Annotated in this window: 17 protein-coding genes; 11 read left to right on the forward strand and 6 right to left on the reverse strand. The window is 66.2% G+C overall.

Annotated elements, in window-relative coordinates; translation table 11 throughout:
- Positions 1-267: 267 nt before the first annotated feature.
- Both AAG092_RS19450 and AAG092_RS19455 read left to right on the forward strand, forming a co-directional pair.
- Positions 268-1,017, forward strand: a complete 750-nt coding sequence (locus AAG092_RS19450; protein WP_021699684.1) for an electron transfer flavoprotein subunit beta/FixA family protein — start codon at positions 268-270, stop codon at positions 1,015-1,017.
- Positions 1,018-1,947, forward strand: coding sequence for an electron transfer flavoprotein subunit alpha/FixB family protein (locus tag AAG092_RS19455; RefSeq protein WP_021699683.1), 930 nt, complete (start codon positions 1,018-1,020; stop codon positions 1,945-1,947).
- Positions 1,948-2,011: 64 nt separating this feature from the next.
- Here the strand turns inward: AAG092_RS19455 and AAG092_RS19460 are convergent, their stop codons facing one another.
- Positions 2,012-2,935, reverse strand: coding sequence for an alpha/beta fold hydrolase (locus AAG092_RS19460; RefSeq protein ID WP_373387959.1), 924 nt, complete (start codon positions 2,933-2,935; stop codon positions 2,012-2,014).
- A 115-nt stretch (positions 2,936-3,050) separates the two neighbouring features.
- Between AAG092_RS19460 and AAG092_RS19465 the strand changes: the two genes are divergently transcribed.
- The 9 genes from AAG092_RS19465 (at position 3,051) to AAG092_RS19505 (ending at position 13,021) form a co-directional block, all read left to right on the forward strand.
- On the forward strand, positions 3,051-3,893 hold the full coding sequence (locus AAG092_RS19465; RefSeq protein WP_373387960.1) for a substrate-binding periplasmic protein: 843 nt from the start codon (positions 3,051-3,053) through the stop codon (positions 3,891-3,893).
- The gene (locus AAG092_RS19470) at positions 3,890-4,240 is read left to right on the forward strand and encodes a DUF4398 domain-containing protein (protein ID WP_110682031.1); all 351 of its coding nucleotides are present in this window, start codon (positions 3,890-3,892) and stop codon (positions 4,238-4,240) included. The genes AAG092_RS19465 and AAG092_RS19470 overlap by 4 nt, the downstream gene beginning before the upstream one ends.
- Positions 4,240-5,046, forward strand: coding sequence for an OmpA family protein (locus AAG092_RS19475; protein ID WP_373387961.1), 807 nt, complete (start codon positions 4,240-4,242; stop codon positions 5,044-5,046). The genes AAG092_RS19470 and AAG092_RS19475 overlap by 1 nt, the downstream gene beginning before the upstream one ends.
- 198 nt (positions 5,047-5,244) lie before the next feature.
- On the forward strand, positions 5,245-6,675 hold the full coding sequence (locus AAG092_RS19480; protein WP_373387962.1) for a PLP-dependent aminotransferase family protein: 1,431 nt from the start codon (positions 5,245-5,247) through the stop codon (positions 6,673-6,675).
- Positions 6,676-6,739: 64 nt separating this feature from the next.
- A complete protein-coding gene (locus tag AAG092_RS19485) occupies positions 6,740-8,470 on the forward strand; it encodes a von Willebrand factor type A domain-containing protein (RefSeq protein WP_373387963.1) in 1,731 nt (576 codons plus the stop codon).
- Positions 8,471-9,055: an RNA polymerase sigma factor gene (locus AAG092_RS19490; RefSeq protein WP_061904014.1), complete on the forward strand. Its 585-nt coding sequence runs from the start codon at positions 8,471-8,473 to the stop codon at positions 9,053-9,055.
- Entirely contained in the window at positions 9,052-9,936 is an 885-nt protein-coding gene (locus AAG092_RS19495) for a hypothetical protein (protein WP_373387964.1), read from the forward strand. Before AAG092_RS19490 ends, AAG092_RS19495 begins: the two co-directional genes overlap by 4 nt.
- A 52-nt stretch (positions 9,937-9,988) precedes the next feature.
- Positions 9,989-12,451, forward strand: a complete 2,463-nt coding sequence (locus tag AAG092_RS19500; protein WP_373387965.1) for a hypothetical protein — start codon at positions 9,989-9,991, stop codon at positions 12,449-12,451.
- A 69-nt stretch (positions 12,452-12,520) separates the two neighbouring features.
- Positions 12,521-13,021 (forward strand): hypothetical protein, encoded by a 501-nt coding sequence (locus AAG092_RS19505; protein ID WP_373387966.1) that lies wholly within the window; start codon positions 12,521-12,523, stop codon positions 13,019-13,021.
- Between the two features lie 88 nt (positions 13,022-13,109).
- On the opposite strand, the gene AAG092_RS19510 is transcribed toward AAG092_RS19505, so the two are convergent.
- The 5 genes from AAG092_RS19510 to atuC form a co-directional block, all read right to left on the reverse strand.
- Complete coding sequence (locus AAG092_RS19510; RefSeq protein ID WP_373387967.1) at positions 13,110-13,928, reverse strand: SDR family oxidoreductase; 819 nt, start codon at positions 13,926-13,928, stop codon at positions 13,110-13,112.
- Positions 13,929-14,072: 144 nt separating this feature from the next.
- Complete coding sequence (locus tag AAG092_RS19515; RefSeq protein ID WP_373387968.1) at positions 14,073-16,058, reverse strand: acetyl-CoA carboxylase biotin carboxylase subunit; 1,986 nt, start codon at positions 16,056-16,058, stop codon at positions 14,073-14,075.
- 110 nt (positions 16,059-16,168) lie between these two features.
- On the reverse strand, positions 16,169-16,966 hold the full coding sequence (locus tag AAG092_RS19520; protein ID WP_373387969.1) for an enoyl-CoA hydratase/isomerase family protein: 798 nt from the start codon (positions 16,964-16,966) through the stop codon (positions 16,169-16,171).
- Between the two features lie 10 nt (positions 16,967-16,976).
- Positions 16,977-18,134, reverse strand: a complete 1,158-nt coding sequence (gene atuD, locus AAG092_RS19525; RefSeq protein ID WP_373387970.1) for a citronellyl-CoA dehydrogenase — start codon at positions 18,132-18,134, stop codon at positions 16,977-16,979.
- A gap of 20 nt (positions 18,135-18,154) precedes the next feature.
- Positions 18,155-19,771, reverse strand: a complete 1,617-nt coding sequence (gene atuC, locus AAG092_RS19530; RefSeq protein ID WP_373387971.1) for a geranyl-CoA carboxylase subunit beta — start codon at positions 19,769-19,771, stop codon at positions 18,155-18,157.
- Positions 19,772-19,775: the final 4 nt, after the last annotated feature.

Below are 19,775 nucleotides of genomic sequence, written 5' to 3' on the forward strand. Positions count from 1 at the left end.
CTCTGGCCTGCGCGCTGGGCATTATATATACAGGCCCTTCGGCGTCCAATACAAACGTTTGTTTGAATTTTCTCAAAGCCTGATAGCGCAAGGGCTGGCGCCAGATAAAAGGGCGGTTTTTCGTGTTGACCGAAAAAGGCGTTCCGGTCAAGATACGGTCGGTTTTGCGTTCGCCGTATGGGCTGACCGTCGGTTCCGGCCGACTAGCATCACCGGCCAGGCTCGCCTTGGCGACATTCTTATTCACCGGAGAGTAACGAGGAATCCATGAAGGTTCTTGTAGCTGTCAAACGAGTGGTCGACTACAACGTCAAGGTTCGCGTCAAAGCGGACAACTCCGGCGTCGACCTCGCCAACGTCAAGATGTCGATGAACCCCTTCTGCGAAATCGCCGTCGAAGAGGCCGTTCGCCTGAAAGAGAAGGGCGTCGCTAGTGAGATCGTCGTCGTCACCATCGGCCCGAACGCCGCTCAGGAACAACTGCGCACCGCCCTGGCCCTGGGTGCTGACCGTTCCATCCTGGTCGAGACCAACGAAGAGCTGAACTCCCTGGCCGTGGCCAAGCTGCTGAAAGCCGTGGTCGACAAGGAGCAGCCGCAACTGGTCATTATGGGCAAGCAAGCCATCGACAGCGACAACAACCAGACCGGCCAGATGCTGGGCGCCCTGACCGGCTTCGCCCAGGGTACCTTCGCCTCCAAGGTTGAAGTGGCTGGCGACAAGGTCAACGTGACCCGCGAAATCGACGGCGGCCTGCAGACCGTCGCCCTGGCCCTGCCGGCGATCGTCACCACCGACCTGCGCCTGAACGAGCCGCGCTACGCGTCGCTGCCGAACATCATGAAAGCCAAGAAGAAGCCGCTGGACGTGGTGACTCCGGACGCCCTGGGCGTTTCCACCACCTCCACCGTAAAGACCCTGAAAGTCGAAGCTCCGGCTGCCCGCAGCGCCGGCATCAAGGTCAAGTCCGTGGCTGAACTGGTCGAGAAACTGAAGAACGAGGCGAAGGTAATCTAAATGACTATCTTGGTTGTTGCTGAACACACTAACGCCGCTCTGGCCGCTGCCACCCTGAACACCGTGGCCGCCGCTCAGAAAATCGGTGGTGACATTCACGTTCTGGTCGCTGGCGCCAACGCCGGTGCCGCTGCCGAAGCCGCTGCCAAAATCGCTGGCGTGAGCAAGGTACTGGTCGCCGACAACGCTGCCTTCGCCAACCAGCTGCCGGAAAACGTCGCTCCGCTGGTCGCCGAACTGGGCAAGGGCTACAGCCACATCCTTGCTGCCGCCACCAGCAACGGCAAGAACATCCTGCCGCGCGTCGCCGCTGCCCTGGATGTCGACCAGATCTCCGAGATCATCGCCGTTGAAAGCGCCGACACCTTCAAGCGCCCGATCTATGCCGGTAACGCCATCGCTACCGTGCAGTCCTCGGCTGCCGTGAAAGTGATCACAGTGCGTGGCACCGGCTTCGACGCCGCTGCTGCCGAAGGCGGTTCCGCTGCCATCGAAGCCGTGGCTGCTGGCGGCGACGCCGGCAAGTCGTCCTTCGTCGGCGAAGAGCTGGCCAAGTCCGACCGTCCGGAACTGACCGCTGCCAAGATCGTCGTATCCGGCGGCCGTGGCATGGGCAACGGTGACAACTTCAAGCACCTGTACGCCCTGGCCGACAAGCTGGGCGCTGCCGTTGGCGCCTCGCGTGCCGCCGTCGACGCCGGCTTCGTGCCGAACGACATGCAGGTCGGCCAGACCGGCAAGATCGTCGCGCCGCAGCTGTACATCGCGGTCGGCATCTCCGGTGCCATCCAGCACCTGGCCGGTATGAAGGACTCCAAGGTCATCGTCGCCATCAACAAGGACGAAGAAGCCCCGATCTTCCAGGTGGCTGACTACGGCCTGGTGGCTGACCTGTTCGAAGCCGTACCGGAGCTCGAGAAACTGGTCTGATCCGGTTTCCCGACCCAACAAAAAAACCCGCTCGATGAGCGGGTTTTTTGCTTTCCGGGGGCAGCTATTTCAGGCTTTCGAGGAACGCCTGGTAGTGCCGGGCCGTCTCCTCGGGGCGCTCGATCATCGGTGCATGGCCGCAGTCTGGCATGATCACCACGCTCGGTTGCTTCAGCAGCGGCTTCATCACCTCGATGCTGGAAACATCCAGCACGCGGTCCTGCTCGCCCCACAGCAGCAGCGTCGGTACCTGAATCTTCGGTAGCTCAGGTTCCAGGGGTACATAGCGCTCGCGCAACTGGGCGAAGATCTTGTCGTAGTGCACCTGGTTGGCCATGGACTGCTCGGCGAAGTGGCGCTTGAGCGACTCCGGCAGGGGCGGCGGGTTGACGAAGACGAAACGCATCAGCGCATCGAAGTCCTCGGCCTGGCGTACCACCAGCGGATTGGGCTGGCCGCGCTCGATCATTTCGAACATCTCGCTCTTGCATGGCGAGGTGACGCCGGCGTTGTCCAGCAAGGCGACGCTCAGGATCTGTTCGGGATGGCGGGCGGCATAGAGCGCGGCGATGTGGCCGCCCATCGAGTTGCCGATCAGGTGCAGGCGGGTGAGGCCCAGTGTCTTGGCAAAGGCATGCAGGCGCTCGGTCTGGCTGGCGACGTCGTAGTTGATGTCCGGTTTGCTGCTTTCGCCGAACCCCGGCAGGTCCGGCGCGATCACTCGGTAGTCCTTGAAGTGGCGGGCGAAGCGTAACCAGTTGTCACGGTTGGCGCCGAAGCCATGCAGCATCAGCAGGGGTTCGCCCTCTGCCGGGCCGCCTTCATAGTAATGTATGGTCAGACCCTCGACCTGCACCGTGCGGGGTTCGAGACCCGCCAGTTGCCGCTCGACGAATTGCACGCTGGCCAGCAGTGCGCCGGGGGAGAGGTAGAGCACTCCCGCAGTAGCGGCCAGCAGCAGGATGAGGCCGAGCAAGAACTTTTTCATGGCGATTCCTTATCGCTAATTATTATTAGGTGTGCGGGTTACGCTAGCATGAAGCGGTTCGGCTCCGTGAGCGAGTTGCGAACCTGTCGCCATGATCATTCGAGCGGTGCATGAGATGCGAGAAACGCTGCTGTTGAAGGCCCTGCCACTGCTGGCCCTGCTGCTGTTGCCCGGCTTGTCCGCCGCCGTCGGCAAGTGCGAGCGCCTGGTGGCCACCGGCAATCCGGAATACCCACCTTACCTGTGGCGAGATCCGCAGAGCCCGCAGCACCTGATCGGTGCCAACGCCGACCTGCTGAACCTGATCGGCGAGCAGCTCGGCGTGAAAATCGAGATCCTGCACACCGGGCCCTGGTCGCGCGCCCAGGACGAGGTACGCACCGGCCGGGTCGACCTGCTGGCCGGCGCCTTCCTTACCCTGCCACGCCTGGAGCACATGGACTACGTACACCCGGCCTTCTTCGTCACGCCCAGCGTGGTCTGGGTGCGCAAGGAACAGGGCTTCCCCTACAGCGGCTGGGAGGATCTGCGCGGACGCACCGGCGGCACTCTGGTGAATAACAGCTTCGGCCAGCAGTTTGACGCCTTCGCCAAGGCCAATCTGAACCTGGAGGAGGTGCCTAGCCTGATCCAGGCCTTCCAGAAGCTGTTGCTCGGACGCACCGACTACGTGCTGTACGAACGCTACCCGGGCGTGGCGCTGGCCAATACCCAGGGCATGCTGGACAGCCTGGAGACCCTGGAGCCGCCGATCTCAAGTGAAGGGCTGTACCTGACCCTGTCGCATAGCTCGGCCTGCAACGATCCCTGGCTGCGCGGACAGCTGGCGAAAAAGATGACAGAATTGGTCGCCGCCGGCCTGCCGGAAACTCTTCTGCAGCGCAACCTGGAGCGCTGGAAGGCCCAGCAGCTGCAAGCCGCCGACGTTCCCCCGCAAGAGCAGGAAGTGCCTCAGTGAACCGACCCCTTATTCTCGCCCTGGCGCTGCTGGCCCTGGCCGGCTGTGCCAACGACCCGGCTCCGCACGAGCAGATGCGCTTGACTACCCAGGCCGTGCAGCAGGCCCGCGCCGTCGGTGCCGACCAGCAGATCGAGGAAATGCAGCTGGCCGAGAAGAAACTGGCGCGTGCCGAGAAGAACATGGGCGAGGCCGACTACAAGCGCGCCCGCATGTTCGCCGAGCAGGCCGAACTGGATGCCCGCCTGGCCGAGGCCAAGGTACTCAACCTGAAGAGCCAGAAGCAGCTGGACGAACTGAATGCGCGGATCACCCGCCTGCGCAAGCAACTGGGGGAGATGCCGTGATGGTCAAGGTCACTCTGGGCGGCGCCATGCTGCTGTCCCTCGCCCTGCTGGGTGGATGCGCCAGCCAGCAGGGGCGCCAGGCTGTAGCGGATGCCGAAGCGAGCTTCCTGTCGGTCAAGGAAGATACCGACGTGCTGCGCAGCGCGCCCAAGGACGTGATCCGCGCCGGTGAGACGCTGGCCCGTGCCGAGCGCCTGTCCAGCTATTGGGGCAGCGGCCAGGATGTCGAGCATTTCGCCTTCCTCAGTCAGCGCTACAGCCAGATTGCTCGGCAGCATGCCGAGTTGAACCTCAACCAGGAGCGTCTGGCCAAGCTCGAGCTCGAGCGCGAGCGCCTGCAGCTGGCGCTGCGCGAAGCCAAGCTGCTCAGTGCCCAGCAGCAGGGCCAGTGGCTGGAGGAGCAGGTGGTCAGCCTGGCCGCCAGCGAAACCGACCGTGGCCTGGTGATGACCCTCGGTGACGTGCTGTTCGATGCCGGCCGTACCGAGCTCAAGGCTTCGGCCAACCGCACCATCCTCAAGCTGGTGCAGTTCCTGCAGATTAACCCGCGGCGCACGGTGCGCATCGAGGGCTATACCGACAATCGTGGCGATGCCCGGGAAAATCTCGAGCTCTCTCGCGCACGCGCGCAGGCGGTGGCCGATCTGCTGACCGACCTCGGCATCGAAGGGCGGCGCCTGGAGGTGGTGGGGTACGGTGAGGCTCATCCATTGGCCGAGAACGCCTCGGCCAAAGGGCGTGCGCAAAATCGCCGGGTGGAGATCCTGATCTCCGATGAGGCCGGCAAGCTCGGCGCCCAGCGCTGACACAGCCGTCGCTGCAGCGAAAACCCCGGAGCCCAGGCCCGGGGTTTTTTGTTGGGTCACAGTCTGATGTGAGTGGTGCAAATTTCACTCTGAGCTGGAACAGATGAAACTGTACCGCTAGCATATTTCCTGACTGTATCGCCAAGACTGAACTGTATTTCGCTACTGTTATGGTTCAGTCGCGAATGGAGTTTCCTCATGACCAGTTTGTTGCTTTACCAGCGTATCGCCCAGCAGCTGGCCGAGGATATCCGTCGTGGCGTCTACCAACCGGGCGAGCGCGTGCCTTCGGTGCGCAAGATGAGTTCGCAGCTCAGCGTCAGCCACGCCACCGTGCTGCAGGCCTACGCCAATCTCGAGGACATGGGCCTGATCCGTGCCCGCCCGCAGTCCGGCTTCTATGTGCACCAGACCGCCGGCCTGACCGCGCCGACCCCGGACATCGCGCGGGTCGAGCGGCCGTCCATGGTCACCCGCAGCAGCATCATCAGCCAGGTGCTCACCGAGTCGCGCCAGGAAGGGGTGTTCCCCCTCGGCGCCGCCGTTCCGCACGTGGACTACCTGCCGGTGCGCTCGCTGCACCAGCAACTGGCCAAGGTCACCCGCTTCCAGAGCCCGCGCGCCTTCAGCTACATGTTCAGCCCCGGCTACGAGCCGCTGCGGCGCCAGGTGGCGATCCGCATGCGCGACGCCGGCGTGGTGGTCGACCCTTCCGAGGTGGTGATCACCCACGGCTGCGTGGACGCCATCCACATGGCCCTGCGGGTCGTGACCCAGCCAGGTGACCTGATCGCCGCCGAGTCGCCGACCTACTACGGCCTGCTGCAACTGGCCGAAGTGCTGGGTCTGAAAGTCATCGAGATCCCCAGCGACCCGACCACCGGGCTCAGCCTTGAGGCCCTGCAGCTGGCCGCCAACCAGTGGCCGATCAAGGCCCTGGTGCTGACCGCGCGGCTGTCCAACCCGCTCGGTGGCAGCATCCCCGAGGAGCGCCAGAAGCAGCTGCTGCGCCTGACTGCCGACCACGGCATCCGGGTGATCGAGGACGACATCTACGGCGAGCTGCTGTTCGAGCCGGGCCGCAGCAAGGCGCTCAAGGCTTTCGATCGCGACGACCAGGTGGTGTATTGCTCGAGCTTCTCCAAAACCCTGTCGCCGGGCGTGCGCATCGGCTGGATCATCGCCGGGCGCTATCAGGAGGAGGTGGAGCGGCTGCAGACCTTCAGCACCCATTCGGCCTGCAGCGTGACCCAGATGGGCGTGGCTGCCTACCTGGAGAACGGCGGCTACGACCGCCACCTGCGGCACATCCGCCAGGAGTACCGCAAGAACATGACCGCCTACCAGCTGGCGGTGCAGCAGCACTTCCCGGAAGGCACGCAGATGACCCGGCCCAATGGTGGCTTCATCCTCTGGGTCAGCCTGCCGGGCAAGGTCAGCGCCCAGGAGCTGCATGTGCGTGCGCTGCAGCAGGGCATCAGCATCGCCCCGGGGCTGATCTTCAGTAACACCGAGCAGTTCAACCACTGCTTGCGGCTGACCTGCGGCGTGCCGTGGAATCGTGAGTCCGAGCGGGCGATCATGACTCTCGGTGCCCTGGCCAAGCAGCTCTGCCAGGAAAACGCTTAACCCGAAACGGCTGGCGGCTCCGTCTACCCGGGCGAATGGACTTTTCGCCCGAGGAGACCCCGCCATGTCCAGCATCGCCCCCCAACCCCTGCTCGCCGGCTTCGGCGCCACCTTGGCGCTGGCCCTGGCCGCCTGCAGCGCCTCCCACGATGACTCGGCCAGCCGTGCTGCGCCGCCACAGCTGGCCGAGCCCGAGGCCAAGCAGGAAGTGCTGCGCGAGGAGGTGGATGCCAACGCCTCCTATGCTCAGCCCTCGGTCGCGGCGGGATCGATGGAAGCCCGCAAGGCTGTGCCACAGCTTATGCCGATGATCGCCCCGGCGGCGCCGCTGGCCGACAGCGCTGCCTTCGGCTACCAGGACGTCTACCGCGAGCAGTACCAGAAGATCGAGAGCAGCCCGGTGCAGGCCGTGGCCCAGCAGCCGGTATCGACTTTCAGCATCGACGTCGATACTGGCGCCTACGCCAACGTGCGGCGCTTCCTCAACGATGGCAGCCTGCCGCCCAAGGATGCAGTGCGCCTGGAGGAGCTGGTCAACTACTTCCCCTACGCCTATCCCAAGCCCGAGGGCGACGTGCCGTTCAGCGTCGCCACCGAGCTGGCGACCACGCCGTGGAACCCCGAGACCCGCTTGCTGCGCGTGGCGATCAAGGCTGCCGATCTGAGTGCCGCCGAGCTGCCGCCGGCCAACCTGGTGTTCCTGGTCGACGTGTCCGGCTCCATGGACCGTCGCGAGGGCCTGCCGATGGTGCAGAGCACGCTCAAGCTGCTGGTCGATCAGCTGCGCCCGCAGGACCGCGTGGCCCTGGTCACCTATGCCGGCAATGCCAGCGTGGTGCTGGAATCCACCGCCGGTAGCGACAAGGCCAAGATCCGCGCGGCCATCGACCAGCTCAGTGCGGGCGGCTCCACCGCCGGCGAGTCGGGTATCCAGCTGGCCTACCAGGAAGCGCAGAAGAGCATGCTCAAGGGCGGCATCAACCGCATCCTGCTGGCCACCGACGGCGACTTCAACGTCGGCATCAGCGACTTCGAGACGCTCAAGCAGCTGGCCGCCGACAAGCGCAAGACCGGTGTCTCGCTGACCACCCTTGGCTTCGGCACCGACAACTACAACGAGCAGCTGATGGAGCAGCTGGCCGATGCCGGTGACGGCAACTACGCCTACATCGACAACCTGCGCGAGGCGCGCAAGGTGCTGGTCGACCAGCTCAGTTCGACCCTGGCCGTGGTGGCCAAGGACGTGAAGATCCAGGTCGAGTTCAACCCGGCCGAGGTCAGCGAATACCGCCTGCTGGGCTACGAGAACCGCGCGCTGAAGCGCGAGGACTTCAGCAACGACAAGGTCGACGCCGGCGAGATTGGCGCCGGGCATACCGTCACGGCCCTGTACGAAGTGGTGCCGGTGGGCGCCAAGGGCTGGCTGGAGCCGCTGCGCTATACCCAGGCCAATGAAAAGCCGGGCAAAGCCGGCGAGATCGCCTGGCTGCGCCTGCGCTACAAGGCGCCGGAGGGTGGCGCCAGCCAGCTGGTCGAGCGCCCGATCAGCAAGGGCCAGGCGACGCCGATCAACCAGGCCAGCGAAGACCTGCGCTTCGCCGCCGCGGTGGCCGCCTTCGCCCAGCAGCTCGGGGATGCCAAGTACACCGGCGACTTTTCCCTGGCCGACAGCGCCAGGCTGGCACGCGGCGCCAAGGGCGAGGACCCGTTCGGCCTGCGCGGCGAGTTCGTGCAGCTGGTCGAACTGGCGCAGAGCCTGCAAACTCCGCAAAACGTTCAAGTCAGGGCCGACTAATTGAACCAACCCATGAGAGACGATGACGCCGCGCTGCTGCGGCGTTATCGCAACGGCGAGGCGGCCGCGTTCACCCAGCTTTACGAGCGTCACCGCCTTGGCCTGTTCCGTTTCCTCCTTGGCCTGTGCGGCGACCATGCGCTGGCAGAGGAGGTGTTCCAGGACACCTGGATGAGCCTGATCCGCAGCGCCAGCGAGCAGCGCGAAGCGGTGCTGTTCAAGACCTGGCTGTACCAGATCGCACGCAATCGCCTGATCGACCACTGGCGCAAGAGTGGTCGCCACCAGGGAAAGCTCGCTGAGTACGATGAGGCGCAGCACGCCAGCGCAGACCCGGGCCCTGGTCCCGAGCAGCAGCTGCTGCTCAGCCGCGACCAGGAGCGCCTGCAGGCGGCACTGGCCGACCTGCCCGAGGAGCAGCGCGAGGTGTTCCTGCTGCGCGCCCATGGCGACCTGGAGCTGGCTGAGATCGCCGAACTGACCCGAACCCCGGCGGAAACTGTGAAGAGCCGCCTGCGTTATGCGTTGAACAAGTTGCGTCGGCTGCTGGCCGATCCGGCTTCGGCCGAGGAGGTATCCGCATGAGCCAACAACCCCACGATCTGCAGCAGGAGCGCGAGCTGCTGGAGCATTTCCGCCAGCACAGCCAGGGCGAGCCTTCCGCCGCCGTGGATGCGCTGATCCTCGATGCCGCGCGCCAGGCCGTGAGCCCGCCGGCGCCCCGGCCGAATCCTGTCCAGCGCCTGCATGCCTGGCTGTTCGGCGCCGGCAGCCGCACCCACTGGTCGGTGGCCGTGGCCGGTCTGGCCGTCGTTGGTATCGGCCTCAACCTGGCGCTGCATACCCGCGATCAGTTGCCGCAAACCTACGATGCGCCGGCTCCAGCCTCTGCCCCGGCACTGCAGGAAATGGCGCCGGTCATGGAAGCGCGCAAGCAGAGCGCCGAACCCGAGTACAAGAAGGCCGAACAGGCGCAGCGCTCAAGTACCGGCTCGGGCGCTTCCTTCGCCGTCTCGCCGGCGGCCAACGCCGCGCCAAGGCCAATGGCGCCGCCCACGCCGCAGGCCGCAGCGCCGGCTGGAGCGCTGGCTGATTCTGCAGGGTCGGTCGAGGCCGATGTGGCCCGTGATCAGGCTCAGCCGACTGCCATGCTCAAGCAGAAGGCCCAGGCCGCAGCCAGAAGCAATGAGGCTCCAGAAAAGCTCCAGGCAGGGGCATCGCCCAAGGTGCTGCAAGAGACGCTTAATGAGGATCAGTTGGCCGAAACCCTGGGGCATTCCGCCGTGCCTGAGGCGCCGCCACTGGAGCTGCGTTTGCGCACTCTGCTGCAGCTGCGCCGCGAGGGTAAACAGGCCGAGGCGGACAGGCTGCTGGCCGCGCTGAAACAGGAGTTCCCGCAGCGTGACCTGGAGTCGGAGCTCAAGCGCCTGCAACGCGAGGCAGAAAAGCCGGCCAGTTCCCGCTAGGCATGCTGCTGGGCGGTAGAATGCCGCCCTCAACCGCGCAGGGAGCCGCGCCATGGCCAATATGGAAACCCCGGAAGAGACTGCAGAGTCGCTGGGCAAGCTCGTGATCAAGCTGCTCTGGGAGCTGGCCAAGCTGGTGCTGCCCATTGTCGCCGTGGCCATTCTCGCGCCCTGGGCGGCGCTGGCGCTGGTGGCAACCTTCGCGCTGCTCACCGGGCTGTGCGCCCGGCTGGGCTGGCGCCGCGTGGCTGCGGTCCTGAGCTGGCTGCTGACCGCTGCGGTGATCGGTCTGAGCTTCTCTCTGTTCGCCTGGCTGTCGGCCTGGTGGGCACTGCCGCTTTGCGCGCTGCTGCTGTTGTTCGGCCTGGCGCTGGTGGCCAGCTACGAGAAGCGTCTCGGCCTGGCCAAGGCCAAGCCACAAATAGCCGAAATCGCCACGTCGAGCGGCTCCAGCGCCTGGGGTGGAGGTGATCTGCAGACGCCGGAAGGCGAGACCATCCGCACCTTCGCCTGGGGCGAGATCGCCATGGGCGGGCCGACCTACGGCAGCTACCTGTTCCCCGATGGCGTACTGCTGGAGGGCCTCGGTGCCTCGGTACGCTTTTCCGCCAGTGGCCGCTACTTCGCCGCGCCGCTGCCAAGCCGCGAACGCTGGGGCCTGTTGATTCTCGACCGCCAGCAGCGGCGCGTGTACCGCAATGCCGAGATCGGCGAATTCTGGGAGATCGACGAGTTCAGCGACGAGGCCATCGGCGGTCGGCACAGCCCGCTGGTGGGCAACCAGGGTTATCGCATGCCGCTGGCCGAGCTGCTGGCGCAGAGCGAGGGTGTCGACCTGGTGGCGATGCGTGACCTGTGGCTGGAGCCGGGCTGGTCGGTGGAGCTGGGCGGGCGCGATTTCCCTGCGCCGGCCGCGGCGCATCGCCTGCGTGGCGTGCCGTACCTGCCGGAAACCCTGCGCGAGCTGGAGGACCCGCTGCAGCCGCTGCGCTACCCGGCACTGCGTCTGGAGATCGATGGCGAACCCAGCGACCTCCTGCTGGCGGCTGACGAGCTGCCGCTGTGGCGCGACGACGGCCAGGCCCTGGTCTGCCGTATCGGCCGCGCCTGGCCGAAGACACTCTGGCTCTGGCAGGCCGGGCAGGGCTGGCGCGAGTTGCCCGAGCCCTGGATGGCCGCCGAGGCGGAACCGGGGCTGCTCTGGGACGAGCCCTGCGCGCTGAGCCAGACGGAGCTGCATCTGCAGGGGCGCCTGGCGACGGCGCAGCTCGACCATCTGGGCTTCGGTTACCAGCTGCAGCATTACTACGGTGAAGTAGAAATCGTCATTGGTCATGACCCAGAAGGACGCCTGCTGCTCGGTGACCAGCAGGGCGCCGGGTTGACCCGCGTCCTGCCGCTGGAGGCCAAGGGCGTGCGTGGCGAGGGCGCTGTGCTCGGCGAGGCGATGACGGGCGGCGAGTCGCCGCGCTTCGAGTGGCGGCGCGACAGCCGCGATGGTCGCCTGGGCGCCTATGCCTGTCGAATCGGCGACTGGCAGCTGGAGGGCGAGTGGCTGCTCGATCATAGGGTGTCCGACTGTGGTCGCTACCTGGCCTTGATCGCGTTTGCCGAGGCGCCGGCGGTGCCGCACAGGCTCTGCGTCGCGGACCTGCAGCGGCGTGTCCTGCTGGAGTTCGCGCAGCGTCCGCTGGTTGCTGGACTGCTGGACTTCCGTGCGGGCGTGCTGAGTCTGGCCTGCATCGTCGGTCGGCTGGGGCGCGACGAGCGGGATACGGCCCTGCATCGTTACCACCAGGCAGCACCGGCGGCCGAGCAGGCGGCAGGCTTCGTCGAGCGAGACGAGCACTCGCGGCTGTATCAGCGCCGCCACGCGCTGCGCGTCGCTGCGGGCGGTCTGCAGGCGCTGCCGGGCTGGCGCCTGGTGGAGCGTCCGCAGGTGGCCAATGCCGACGGTGACTTCATCCTGCCGGCGCCCGGTGGGCGGGATGCCGCCTGGCTGTTCGGGGCGCAGAGCGAGTATCGCGACGGCTACCCGCGTGAGCGCCACCCGCGCGGCGATGGCTGTCTGCTCACCGCCTCTGGGATGGGCCTGGCCGATGTCGGCCCCGCGCTGATCTGGTCGGCCGATGGCCGCTATCTGGCGCTGACCCGCCATGTGCCTCGTATGCAGGCTAGCGAGCGGGCCGACACCGACCTCTGGTACCTGCTGCTGCTCGATATGCAGGCACGCACCTTGCGCCAGGGCGAGCAACACCTCGGCTGCATGCCGCATTTCCAGCGTTTCGACGCCCATGGCCTCGAGTGGCGGGTCCTGCCCACCGACTGGGAACATGAAGATTCCGCCTCCGAATGGCAGGCTTGCCGACAGCCGCTGGAGGCGCTGCTGGCGCTGTCCGCAGTCGCGCTGCAGCCCTGTGGCGAGCTCTGGCTGCCGGCCGCGGAACTGGCGCGTGCCGAACAGTGGCAAGGTCTGGATCGCCGGCATCTGCAGGCCTGGTGCAACATGAGGTAAAGCCTGCGGCTTGCCAGATCGCGGGTCTGGGGCGAGCATGAAGGCATTCTTCAGGCAAACCTGCTGATCATGAAACTTATTCGTCCGATAGCCCTGGGCCTGGTCGTCACCTTGCTGGCGGCCTGTGACCAGGCGCCGGCGCCTCCCGAGCCGACCCCGGCGCCAGAACCTACCGCTCCTGCCGTGGAGCAACCCAAGGTGCCCGCTCAGCCAGTCGAGGTGGAGCGCACCGTCGAGGCCAAGCCGGAGCAACCGCCCGCACCACCGGACAAGGCGCCAGAGGCGGCTCGCGTACTGCCCAAGGCCGCACAGGAGCCCGCACCCAAGGTCGAGCCCTTGCCAGCCGACAAGCTTGATCTGCGCCTGCCGGATGAACTGGTACAGCGCCTGGAGCTGGGGGCTCCGCTGGAACAGTCCGAGCGCGAGCCGCTGTTGCCGCCGTTGTTCGTGGAGAAACCGGCCGAGCCCGGTCCCTATCAGCTCAACGGCCGACTGATCACCAATGACCGGGTGGATGACTACTGGGATTCGGTGGAAGGGGCGGAGCTGCAGATCGAGTTCCGCAACTAGTGCGTCGTGGCGCCAGCTCTTGCGTCGCCGAGAGCGGCGCCGGCAGGCACCAGCCCGGAGTGGTGGCTGGTGCCTGCCGAGTCGAGCCTCAGTCGACGAACAGGTCGGTCATCAGCTTGCCGGCCGGGTCGTAGCGGTACTGCTCGAAGTCCGTCTGGCCCTGTTCGCGCAGGATCTCCTCGTCGATCAGCAGACGGCCGCTGATGCTGCGTTCGCTGCTGCTGAGGATGGCGCAGGCGGCATCGGCCATGATCGCAGGCCAGCGCGCGGCCTTCATCACGGCGGGGCCGCCGGCCTCGAATTCGATGGCGGCGGTGGCGATCACCGTCTTCGGCCACAGCGCGTTGACGCTGATGCCGTACTTCCTGAATTCCTCGTGCATCCCCAGGGTCAGCATGCTCATGCCGTACTTGGTGGTGGTGTAGGGGCCGTAGCTGGCGAACCACTTGGGATCGAGGTTGAGCGGCGGCGACAGGCTGAGGATATGGCCCTGGGTCTTCTTCAGGTAGGGCAGCGCCGCCTGGCTGCAGACCATCACGGCGCGAGTGTTGATCTGGAACATCAGGTCGTAGCGTTTGGGCTCCAGGTGCTCGACGCCCTTGAGGCGGATGGCGCCGGCGTTGTTGATCAGCGCATCGATGCCGCCGAAGTGCTCGGCAGCCTGGGCCGTGGCCGCTTTCACGGCTTCTTCGTCACGCACGTCCAGCTGCAGGGGCAGGGCCTTGCCGCCGGCGGCGACGATTTCCTCGGCCACCGAGTAGATGGTGCCCGGCAGTTTCGCGTGGGCCTCGGCGCTCTTGGCCGCGACCACGATATTGGCGCCGTCGGCGGCGGCCTTGAGGGCGATTTCGCGGCCGATGCCGCGGCTGGCACCGGTGATGAACAGGGTCTTGCCGGAAAGGGACATGCTCGGTCTCTTGTGGTCGGTTGGGTGGGGCTCGTTGGTCCCTCACCCCAGCCCTCTCCCGGAGGGAGAGGGGGCGGTTTTTATTTGGCCCGGATGCAATCCGGGTTGGATTGGCTCCCGGATTTCATCCGGGCTACGGCCGCATCAGGCGTCGGCCTCGATTTCCACCAGCAGCTGACGGTTCTTGACCTGGTCGCCCTGGCTCACGCCGACCCGGCGCACCACGCCGTTGGCGCCGGCCTTGAGCGGGTGTTCCATCTTCATGGCTTCCAGCACCACCAGGAGCTGGCCCTTGCTGACGCGCGCGCCTTCCTCGACCAGTACCTCGACGATGGCGCCGTCCATCGGCGCCTTCACCGCGCCTGAGCTGGCGGCGTTCTGCCCGCCGGCCGGTTCGTGGGTCACGTCGGTGAGTTCCAGGTTGCCGAAGTGACCGAACAGCCACAGGTGGTCGCCGTCGTGGTGGTAGGCCTGGCGGCGGCGGATGCCGTCCTGCTCCAGGGTCAGCCAGCGGCCATCGCTGGCCAGCAGGCGCAGTTCAATCTGGCTGTCGCCCACGCGGGCGCGCAGCTGCGGCTGGGCGCCATCGCCGAGCACGTCCAGCTCGATCTCGTGCTTGTGTTCGCCCTGTTTGAGGATGAAGCGCCACGGCGCGCTGCCGGCACTGCGCCAGCCGGCCAGACCCGACTGGTGGCTGCGGCTGTTGGCCGATTCCTGATAGAGCAGGGCGGCAGCAATGGCCAGCTCGCTGGCGGCCGGCGCCTGCGGGGCCAGGCTTTCGTCGCTGGCAAAGTGCTCGGCGATAAAGGCCGTGGTGGCGTTGCCGGCGGCGAACTCAGGGTTGGCCAGCAGGTTGGCGAGGAAGCGCTGGTTGCCGTTGACCCCCAGCAGCACGCAGTTCTCCAGGGCGCGCACCAGCTTGCGCCGGGCGTCCTCACGGGTCGCGCCGTAGGCGATGACCTTGGCCAGCATCGGGTCGTAGAAGGGCGTGACTTCCTGACCTTCCACCAGGCCATGGTCGATGCGGATGCCTTCCAGCAATTCCGGTTCCCAGCGCAGCACACGGCCGGTTTGCGGCAGGAAGTTGTGCGCCGAATCCTCGGCGTACAGGCGCACTTCCATGGCATGGCCGGTGAGGCTGATCTCGTCCTGCGCAAGCGGCAGCGCCTGGCCTTCGGCCACGCGGATCTGCCAGGCCACCAGGTCCTGCCCGGTGATCAGTTCGGTGACCGGGTGCTCCACCTGCAGGCGGGTGTTCATTTCCAGGAAGAAGAACTCGCCGCTGGCATCCAGCAGGAATTCCACGGTGCCGGCGCCGACATAGTTGACCCGTGCGGCGGCCTTGACTGCTGCCTCGCCCATGGCGCGGCGCAGTTCCGGGGTCATCACCGGGCAGGGCGCTTCCTCGACCACCTTCTGGTGGCGGCGCTGCACCGAGCAGTCGCGCTCGCCCAGATAGACGATGTGGCCGTGCTGGTCGCCGAACACCTGGATCTCGACGTGGCGCGGACGGATCACCGCACGCTCCAGAATCAGCTCGCCGGAACCGAAGGCGTTCTGCGCTTCCGAGCGGGCAGTGCGGATCTGCTCCTGCAGCTCGCTGGCCTGATGCACCAGGCGCATGCCGCGACCACCGCCGCCGGCGCTGGCCTTGATCATCAGCGGATAGCCGATGCGCTCGGCCTCACGCACCAGGGTGTCGTCGTCCTGAGCCGCGCCTTCGTAGCCGGGAATGCACGGCACGCCGGCTTCGAGCATGGCGATCTTCGACAGGCGCTTGCTGCCCATCAGGTGGATGGCTTCCACGGTCGGGCCGATGAAGACGATGCCGGCAGCCTCACAGGCGCGGGCAAAGTCGGCGTTCTCGGAGAGGAAGCCGTAGCCCGGGTGGATGGCGTCGGCGCCGGTCTTCTGCGCCGCTTTGATGATGTTGTCGATCACCAGGTAGGACTGGTTGACCTGCGCCGGGCCGATGCACACGGCCTCGTCGGCCACCTGTACGTGGCGGGCGCCGGCGTCGGCCTCGGAGTACACCGCCACGGTGCGGTAGCCGAGTTCCTTGGCGGTGCGCATGACGCGGCAGGCGATTTCACCGCGGTTGGCGATCAGGATCTTGTTGAAGGCGGGCATCGTCGTGCTCCTGCTAGTCGTAGCCCGGATGCAATCCGGGGTGTCGGTTCCCGGATTGCATCCGGGCTACTTCGATTTGTTCCCTCGCCCATGAATGGGAGAGGGGAGAGTCACTCCACCCACTTCGGCTTGCGCTTCTGCACGAAGGCCATGGTGCCCTCCATGCCTTCGCTGCTCAGCACCGCTTCGGCGAACTGGCCGGCTGCGTGGTCGAGCAGGCTGCCGAGGTGCTCGGTCTCGGTGGCCAGCAGCAACGCCTTGGTCGCGGCGTTGGCGCCGGGGGCGCACTGGCGAATCTGCTGCAGGCTCTCGGCGAGGCGGTCGACCAGGGCCTGGTCGTCGGTTTCGCTGAAGTGCACCAGGCCCAGGCGCAGGGCCTCGGCGCCGTCGAAGCGGGCGGCGGTCAGGGCCAGGCGGCGGGCCTGGGTCAGGCCGATGCGCCGCACCACGAAGGGCGCGATCTGCGCCGGCAGAATCCCCAAACTGGTTTCCGGCAAGCCGAACTTGGCCTGGGCGTGGGCGATGGCGATATCCGAGACGCAGGCCAGGCCGAAACCACCACCGAGTACCGCGCCCTCCAGCACGGCGACCAGCACCTGCGGCGCGCACTGGGCTTCCTCCAGCAGGCTGCCGAAAGCCCGGTTCAGCTCGCGGTAGGCGTCGCCTCCCTTCGCTCGGGCAGAGGCCATGTCCTTGATGTCGCCACCGGAGCAGAAATGGCCGCCGGCGCCGCGCAGCACCAGGGCACGCACGCTCTGGTCATGGCGCACGGCACGCAACACAGCGCGCAGTTCCTCGACCATGGCCAGGCTCATGGCGTTGCGGCTGTCCGGGCGGTTGAGGGTGACGTGCAGCACGCCACCTTCAAGGTTGAGCAGCAGGGTGTCGCAGTTCGGCAGCTCGGCCATGACGTGCTCCTTACTTCTTTTTGCCAGGCAGAATGCCCATCAGCTTGCAGATGATGCCCAGCATGATTTCGTCGGCACCACCGCCGATGCTGACCAGGCGCACATCGCGGTAGGCGCGGGAAACCGGGTTGTCCCACATGAAGCCCATGCCGCCCCAGTACTGCAGGCAGGCGTCGGAGACTTCGCGGCCGAGGCGACCGGCCTTGAGCTTGGCCATGGAGGCCAGCTTGGTGACGTCGCGGCCTTTCACGTACTGCTCGGTGGCCTGGTACACCAGGGCGCGCAGGCATTCGATCTCGGTCTGCAGTTCGGCCAGGCGGAAGTGGATCACCTGGTTGTCGATCAGCGGGTTGCCGAAGGTGTGGCGCTGCTTGCAGTACTCGATGGTGCTGTCCACGCAGTGCTCCAGGCCCTTGATCATGTTGGCCGCGCCAAACAGGCGCTCTTCCTGGAACTGCAGCATCTGCATCATGAAGCCTGCGCCTTCGTGGCCGATGCGGTAGCGCTGCGGTACGCGCACGTTGTCGAAGAACACCTGAGCGGTTTCCGAGCTGCGCATGCCGAGCTTGTCCAGATGCGGGCTGACGGTGATGCCCGGGGTCTTCATCGGCACCACGATCAGCGACTTGTTCACGTGCGGCTTGTCGTCGCTGGTGTTGGCCAGGAGGCAGATGAAGTCGGCCGACGGGGAGTTGGTGATCCACATCTTGCTGCCGTTGATCACGTAGTCGTCGCCGTCCTTGCGGGCGGTGGTCTTCAGGCCGGCCACGTCGGAACCAGCACCCACTTCGGAGACGCCGATGCAGCCGACCATGTCGCCGGCAATCGCCGGAGCGAGGAACTGCTCGCGCAGTTCATCGGAGCCGAAGCGGGCCAGGGCCGGGGTGCACATGTCGGTCTGCACGCCGATGGACATCGGGATGCCGCCGCAGCGGATGGTGCCGAACTCTTCGGCGGCGACGATGGAGTAGCTGTAGTCCAGGCCCATGCCGCCGAACTTTTCCGGCTTGGAGATGCCCAGCAGGCCCAGATCACCGGCCTTCTTGAAGATCTCGTGGATCGGGAAGCGACCGTCCTTTTCCCATTCGTCGACGTGCGGGTTGATTTCCTTCTCGACGAAATTCCTGACCGTGCGGCGCAGTTCTTCGTGTTCCTGGGTAAAGATCATGATGCAGGCTCCTAATGGGGTTACAGGCGGGCGACGCCAAAGGTGGACGATTTGAGCGGCCGTACCGCGGCCTCCGCGCAGATGTCGAGCAGAAAGCCCAGCAGCTTGCGGGTATCGCGCGGGTCGATCAGGCCGTCGTCCCACAGGCTGGCAGTGCCGTAGAGCGCGGTGGATTGGCTGTCGAGTTTCTGCGCAGTCATCTGCTCGAGCATGTCGAGCATTTTCGGATCGGCTTCCTTGCCTTCCTTGAGGTGCTTCTCCTCGGTAACGATGCGCAGCACCTTGCCGGCCTGCGCGCCGCCCATCACGGCGGTCTTGCTGTTGGGCCAGGCGAAGATAAAGCGCGGATCCAGCCCTCTACCGCACATGGCGTAGTTGCCTGCGCCGTAGGAGCCGCCGACGACTATGGTCAGCTTGGGCACGGTGGCGTTGGCCACGGCCTGGATCATCTTCGAGCCGTGCTTGATCACGCCGTTCTGCTCGGACTCCGTCCCCACCATGAAGCCGGTGGTGTTGTGGAAGAACAGGATCGGCGTATTGCTCTGCTCGCACAGCTGGATGAACTGGGCAGCCTTGGCCGCGCCACGCGGGGTGATCGGGCCGTTGTTGCCGATGATGCCGCAGCTGTGGCCTTCGATGGCCAGGTGACCGCAGACGGTCTGGCTGTCGAACTCGTTCTTGAAGTCGAGGAACTCCGAGCCGTCGGCGATGCGCGCGATGATCTCGCGCACGTCATAGGGCTTCTTGGCATCGGCCGGGACTATGCCCAGCAGCTCCTCGGCCGGGTACAGCGGCTCGCGCCAGGTACGTTTCTCACGAGCCGGCAGTTGTTGGTTCCACGGCAGCATGCCGACGATCTCGCGGGCCAGGCGCACGCCATCGGCGTCGTTCTCGGCCAGGTATTCGGCGGTGCCGGCGACCTGGGCATGCATCTCGGCGCCGCCCAGCTGTTCGTCGGTGGCCACTTCACCGGTGGCGGCCTTGAGCAGGGGCGGGCCGGCGAGGAACATCTTGGCCTTGCCGCGCACCACCACCACGTAGTCGGACAGGCCCGGCTGGTAGGCGCCGCCGGCGGTGCTGGAACCGTGCACCACGGTGATCTGCGGCAGGCCCATGGCCGACATGCGCGCCTGGTTGGCGAAGCCGCGCGCGCCTTCGACGAAGATGTCGGCGGCGTAGTTGAGGTTGGCGCCGCCGCTTTCGGCCAGGGTCACCACCGGTAGTTTGTTCTCGAAGGCGATCTGCTGCAGGCGCAGGGATTTCTTCAGCCCGGTGGGGGAGATGGTGCCGCCCTTGATCGCGCTGTTGTTGGCGATCACCAGGCTGCGCACACCGGCGATGTAGCCGATACCGGCGATGATGCCGCCGCCGGCCATGCTGCCGTCCTTGTCGTCGTGCAGCTTGTAGCCGGCCAGCGAGGACAGCTCGAGGAAGGGCGCGCCCGGGTCGAGCAGCAGGTTCAGGCGCTCGCGCGGCAGCAGCTGGCCGCGGCGCTCGAACTTGGCCTTGGCCTCATTGGCCTTGTCCAGCACCTTCTGCTCCACGTCGCGGAAGCTGGCGATGGCGGCCAGCATGGCCTCGCGGTTCTGCGCGAAGCCTTCGCCGTGAACGTCGATTTCCGACTGGATGACAGGCATGGGG

The sequence above is a fragment of the Pseudomonas alcaligenes genome (assembly GCF_041729615.1).
In the GTDB taxonomy this organism is placed as follows: Bacteria; Pseudomonadota; Gammaproteobacteria; order Pseudomonadales; family Pseudomonadaceae; genus Aquipseudomonas; species Aquipseudomonas alcaligenes_B.

Coding starts and splice junctions, on each gene's coding strand:
- AAG092_RS19450 (WP_021699684.1), top strand. CDS start 268: ATGAAGGTTCTTGTAGCTGTCAAACGAGTGGTCGACTACAACGTCAAG.
- AAG092_RS19455 (WP_021699683.1), top strand. CDS start 1,018: ATGACTATCTTGGTTGTTGCTGAACACACTAACGCCGCTCTGGCCGCT.
- AAG092_RS19460 (WP_373387959.1), bottom strand. CDS start 2,935: ATGAAAAAGTTCTTGCTCGGCCTCATCCTGCTGCTGGCCGCTACTGCG.
- AAG092_RS19465 (WP_373387960.1), top strand. CDS start 3,051: ATGCGAGAAACGCTGCTGTTGAAGGCCCTGCCACTGCTGGCCCTGCTG.
- AAG092_RS19475 (WP_373387961.1), top strand. CDS start 4,240: ATGGTCAAGGTCACTCTGGGCGGCGCCATGCTGCTGTCCCTCGCCCTG.
- AAG092_RS19480 (WP_373387962.1), top strand. CDS start 5,245: ATGACCAGTTTGTTGCTTTACCAGCGTATCGCCCAGCAGCTGGCCGAG.
- AAG092_RS19485 (WP_373387963.1), top strand. CDS start 6,740: ATGTCCAGCATCGCCCCCCAACCCCTGCTCGCCGGCTTCGGCGCCACC.
- AAG092_RS19495 (WP_373387964.1), top strand. CDS start 9,052: ATGAGCCAACAACCCCACGATCTGCAGCAGGAGCGCGAGCTGCTGGAG.
- AAG092_RS19500 (WP_373387965.1), top strand. CDS start 9,989: ATGGCCAATATGGAAACCCCGGAAGAGACTGCAGAGTCGCTGGGCAAG.
- AAG092_RS19505 (WP_373387966.1), top strand. CDS start 12,521: ATGAAACTTATTCGTCCGATAGCCCTGGGCCTGGTCGTCACCTTGCTG.
- AAG092_RS19510 (WP_373387967.1), bottom strand. CDS start 13,928: ATGTCCCTTTCCGGCAAGACCCTGTTCATCACCGGTGCCAGCCGCGGC.
- AAG092_RS19515 (WP_373387968.1), bottom strand. CDS start 16,058: ATGCCCGCCTTCAACAAGATCCTGATCGCCAACCGCGGTGAAATCGCC.
- AAG092_RS19520 (WP_373387969.1), bottom strand. CDS start 16,966: ATGGCCGAGCTGCCGAACTGCGACACCCTGCTGCTCAACCTTGAAGGT.
- atuD (WP_373387970.1), bottom strand. CDS start 18,134: ATGATCTTTACCCAGGAACACGAAGAACTGCGCCGCACGGTCAGGAAT.
- atuC (WP_373387971.1), bottom strand. CDS start 19,771: ATGCCTGTCATCCAGTCGGAAATCGACGTTCACGGCGAAGGCTTCGCG.